The sequence below is a fragment of the Mycobacterium sp. genome, from assembly GCF_035653355.1.
In the GTDB taxonomy this organism is placed as follows: domain Bacteria; phylum Actinomycetota; class Actinomycetes; order Mycobacteriales; family Mycobacteriaceae; genus Mycobacterium.
On record NZ_DASRBZ010000299.1, the window covers coordinates 1 to 4,759 of the forward strand.

General features: G+C 64.7%; 4 protein-coding genes. All 4 read left to right on the plus strand.

Annotation, left to right across the window (positions count from 1 at the left end):
* Positions 1-198: co-chaperone GroES (locus VFA16_RS10415; RefSeq protein ID WP_324967735.1), on the plus strand; the 198-nt coding region annotated here is incomplete at its 5' end.
* A gap of 141 nt (positions 199-339) precedes the next feature.
* The gene (gene groL / locus VFA16_RS10420; RefSeq protein ID WP_324967736.1) at positions 340-1,959 is read left to right on the plus strand and encodes a chaperonin GroEL; all 1,620 of its coding nucleotides are present in this window, start codon (positions 340-342) and stop codon (positions 1,957-1,959) included.
* Positions 1,960-2,477: 518 nt separating this feature from the next.
* Positions 2,478-2,963 (plus strand): hypothetical protein, encoded by a 486-nt coding sequence (locus tag VFA16_RS10425; RefSeq protein WP_324967737.1) that lies wholly within the window; start codon positions 2,478-2,480, stop codon positions 2,961-2,963.
* A 212-nt stretch (positions 2,964-3,175) separates the two neighbouring features.
* Positions 3,176-4,705: an adenylate/guanylate cyclase domain-containing protein gene (locus VFA16_RS10430; protein WP_324967738.1), complete on the plus strand. Its 1,530-nt coding sequence runs from the start codon at positions 3,176-3,178 to the stop codon at positions 4,703-4,705.
* Positions 4,706-4,759: the final 54 nt, after the last annotated feature.

Below are 4,759 nucleotides of genomic sequence, written 5' to 3' on the forward strand. Positions count from 1 at the left end.
GAGAAGCCGCAGGAAGGCAAGGTCGTGGCTGTCGGCCCCGGCCGGTGGGATGAGGAAGGCGAGAAGCGGATCCCGCTGGACGTGTCGGAGGGCGACACCGTCATCTTCAGCAAGTACGGCGGCACCGAGATCAAGTACAACGGCGAGGAGTACCTGATCTTGTCCGCCCGCGACGTGCTGGCCGTCGTCAACAAGTAGAAACCGTTGTTCCGCCCCGGCGATCCCCGCGATGCCCGCGGGCGATTTCCGGGGCGGCTACACAATGCGGGCTGCCCGGCTCCTCAGCAGGCCAGTTCAGGCCTGCATCGTCGCCGGGCGGCCCGGGACAGGATTTGAGCCATGAGCAAACTGCTTGAGTATGACGAAACCGCGCGCCGCGCCATGGAGACCGGCGTGGATAAACTCGCCGCCGCGGTGCGGGTGACGCTGGGTCCCCGGGGCCGTCATGTGGTGCTGGCCAAGGCATTTGGCGGACCGGCCATCACGAACGACGGCGTCACCGTGGCCCGTGAGATCGACTTGGAAGACCCGTTCGAGAACCTCGGCGCCCAGCTGGTGAAGTCGGTCGCCACCAAGACCAACGACGTCGCCGGCGACGGCACCACCACCGCAACCGTGCTGGCGCAAGCACTGGTCAGGGGTGGGCTGCGGTTGGTGGCGGCCGGCGCCAACCCGATTGCGCTCGGCTCGGGCATCAGCAAGGCCGCCGACGCGGTGTCGGAGGCATTGCTGGCTGGGGCGACACCGGTGTCGGACAAGAACGCCATCGCGCAGGTTGCCACCGTGTCGTCGCGCGACGAGCAGATCGGTGAGCTGGTCGGCGAGGCAATGACCAAGGTGGGCCATGACGGGGTGGTCAGCGTCGAAGAATCCTCGACGCTCTCCACCGAACTGGAGTTCACCGAAGGTGTGGGCTTCGACAAAGGCTTCATCTCGGCGTACTTCGTCACCGACTTCGACGCGCAGGAAGCCGTGCTCGAGGACGCGCTGATCCTGTTGCACCGCGAGAAGATCAGCTCGCTGCCGGATCTGCTGCCGCTTTTGGAGAAGGTGGCCGAAGCCGGCAAACCGCTGCTGGTCATCGCCGAGGACGTCGAAGGTGAGGCGCTGTCGACGTTGGTGGTCAACGCAATCCGCAAGACGCTCAAGGCGGTCGCCGTCAAGGCGCCGTACTTCGGCGATCGCCGCAAGGCCTTCCTGCAGGACCTTGCCGTGGTCACCGGCGGGCAAGTGATCGACCCCGATGTCGGGCTGCTGCTGCGTGAGGCGGGTTTGGATGTGCTGGGCTCGGCACGCCGAGTGGTGGTCAGCAAGGACGACACCGTGATCGTCGACGGCGGCGGCAGCCACGAGGCCATCGCCGAGCGCGCCAAGCAACTGCGCGCCGAGATCGAGACCACCGATTCCGATTGGGACCGCGAGAAACTCGAGGAGCGCCTGGCCAAGCTGGCGGGCGGCGTCGCCGTCATCAAGGTGGGCGCGGCCACCGAAACCGCGCTCAAGGAGCGCAAGGAAAGCGTCGAAGATGCGGTGGCAGCGGCCAAAGCCGCGGTTGAAGAGGGCATCGTCGCGGGCGGTGGCACCGCGCTGCTGCAAGCCCGTAAGGCGCTGGCTGAACTGCGGGCGTCGCTGTCAGATGACCAGGCTCTCGGTGTCGACGTGTTCTCCGACGCGCTCAGCGCGCCGCTGTACTGGATCGCTGCCAACGCGGGGCTGGATGGGTCAGTCGTGGTCAACAAGGTCAGCGAGTTGCCTACGGGGCACGGGCTGAACGCCGAGACGTTGACCTACGGCGACCTGGCCGCCGAGGGTGTCGTCGACCCGGTGAAAGTGACTCGGTCTGCCGTGCTCAATGCCGCGTCGGTGGCGCGGATGGTGCTGACCACCGAGACAGCCGTCGTGGAAAAGCCGGAGGAAGAGGAAGATCACGGCCACCACCACGGTCATCACCACCACTAACCCCTGAACGCGAAAAGGCCCCTCCGAAGAGGGGGCCTTTTCGCACGGTGGTGTTGAGGTGGTCGGCGGCGATGCTCGCTGTCATCGACTTCTCGATGGCGGCCGTGTTGCGTCGAACTCGTCGATGACGACTTGTGGCACCAATAGATCGACCAAACCATCGTCGACCAAGAGACGTACCGCACTATCAGTCGTTGGCCATCTGGCCGCTTGGTGGTGTCAAGCTACGTCGATGTGTCAATTAGCAGATGGGAGCCGACGGGACGCCTTTTTGATCGGAGCTTGCGTTGCCACGCGCCCGCCTAGGATCCGGACAAAGCCGACCTCCGCGCGCCTGCGAGTGCCGCACACTGGTTTACGAACCCTAAAACCCGTACACGATCGCGCAGACGCTCGTCCCCGCGGCCACAACACCAAAGAACCTTGGCGCGTGTGCCATTCACCCGGCGGAGAAGGGTCCAGAGTTAGCCGACCCCGCGTCGTCCAACAGGCGTACATCGAACCGAATAGCGTCGAGCTTGGCCGTTGCTTGGATTGCCCCAGACGGATACCCCACGAGCCTGGCGCTGTCCATTATTGATGCACTCTATTCCATCAACGCCCGCTATGAGGGGGTCGTCAACGTCGTAAACCGCTACCTCAGATATAGGGCGAGTCAGCAGGGCGATCCCAACACCGACGGTCTCATCGAACTCTTCGGGACCTTTGAGCATGTAGGCGGCTCGGACGGGTGGGCGGATATCGTCGATAACCATTGGCGCACATCAACTCGCAGCGGAATCCTGAAGTCAGAAGCGGTTCGCGAGGAAGCGCACGTGCTCGCGAAGCACGGCGTTTGGAGGGTCACGGATATTGATGCCGCAGCGCTTGAGGGGCGTCTCGAAGCCCGTGTGATCGATTGGGCAATCTCTGCTATGTTCACCGCCGCATATTCGCTTGTCGAGCCTTACATCGCAGCGGCAGAAACCACTCGTGTGATCCATGCCACCTCTCCATGGCAATGAATGAGAGTTGCTGACCAGCGAATTACAGAAATGTTGACCGCCGTCGTGGACAAGCCGGAGGAACCGGAGGAAAAGGAAGACGACCACCACGGGCACGCGCACTAGAGCACACACTGCACGGACCCCCCGGCCGATCGCCGGGGGCGTTTTGTTGTTGGCCGACTCCACCAAAGAGCCGCAGCTCAACGGCTACCGGCGCTTAGTCTCGCGGCATGGATGGCATCTGGCAGTGGGCGTGGGATCGGTACGGCGAAAGGTACTCGTGGGCGATTTGCGCGGTCGCGTTCCCCCTGGTGCTGCCGATCTATCTCATGCTGCCATTTGTCGTCGTGGCTTACGAGAAGTCCGGTAACTACATCGAGGCCGCCGCTATCAGTGTTGTCGTCGTGTTGCTCGTCACGTACGTGGTTCTTCTTCCCGGCCTGGGCGGGATCCGATTCGCGGAGCGGTGGGCAGCCGGCGATGAGGTCGATCGGGCGAGCGCGCTAGAGGCCACCTACATCTGGGCGCGCGGGGCAGTTGCCCGAGCGGTGGGGAGCAACGCTGTTGGGAGTGCGCTGCTACTAGTGGTTGTCGGTGCGATCGCCGGGGCCACCGGGTCGCGAATGGTCCAGTACGGGATCGTGGGCGCTGTCTTCGGAGCTGCCGCCTCGCTGATCGCCGTGCACAGCCTCGCGGAAGCAATGCTGCGGCCGGCCAGGGTCGCGCTCGCCGGTGAGACGGGAATAGGTGACGCCCTTCCTCGCTCTCGCCCGACGTTTGCCGCGTGGTCGGACGTGTCGATGCTTGCGGTCGCGTTCGCGTTCGCCCTCGCGGGCGCGATGCTGGCGGCCACGTTCGATCTGGCCAGTGAGGTTCCCGTGCTCGCCGTCGCGATCGCGTCAGCGTTGACGCTTGGCGTCGCGGTGCCCATCACCGTCGGCTCCGTGTTCTCACCATCCTTGCGACCGATTCGCGACCTCGCCGAAGGAACCGAACGTGTTGCCGCCGGCGACTACAGCCAACGCCTACCGGTGGTTCAGGACGATGACCTCGGTGCGCTGGCGGCGTCGTTCAACCGCATGCAGGCGGGTTTGGCTGAGCGGCAACGACTTCAGGCGGCGTTCGGGACCTACGTCGACCCAACGCTCGCGACGCGGCTACTCGAGCAGGGTGACGATGTCTTCACCGGTGAGCACCGCGAGGTGACGGTGATGTTCGTCGATGTCCGCGACTTCACCCCGTTCGCCGAGGCCAACACCGCCGAGGACACCGTCGCCCGGCTCAACGCGTTGTTCGAGATCGTCGTGCCTGCCGTCGTCGACGCCGGCGGGCACGTCAACAAGTTCCTCGGCGACGGGGCGCTGGCCGTGTTCGGCGCTCCGAATGACCTTGTGGATCATGCCGAGGCCGCCGTAAATGCTGCTGTGCTGATCCACCAGCTCGTCGCCGAGCGATTCGACCACGAGCTTCGGATCGGCATCGGCATCAACACGGGACTGGTGATCGCGGGAACCATCGGCGGGGGAGGCAAGCTCGAGTTCACCCTGATCGGTGATGCCGTCAATGTCGCCGCCCGAGTCGAGCAGCTCACGAAGACCACCGGCGACGCAGTCCTTCTCACCCAGCAGACCGTTGATGCCCTGGTTTCTCGACCGCCCGGACTCACCGACCGGGGCGCTCACGCCCTGAAGGGCAAGTCAGCCGCCACAAGGGTCTTCGGCCTCGACCCAGCGGTAAATCGTTTGGATCGCCTCGGTTGAACGTCAAACGCTCTCCGGCCCTCGTCGGTGGCGCGGATGGTGCTGACAACCGAG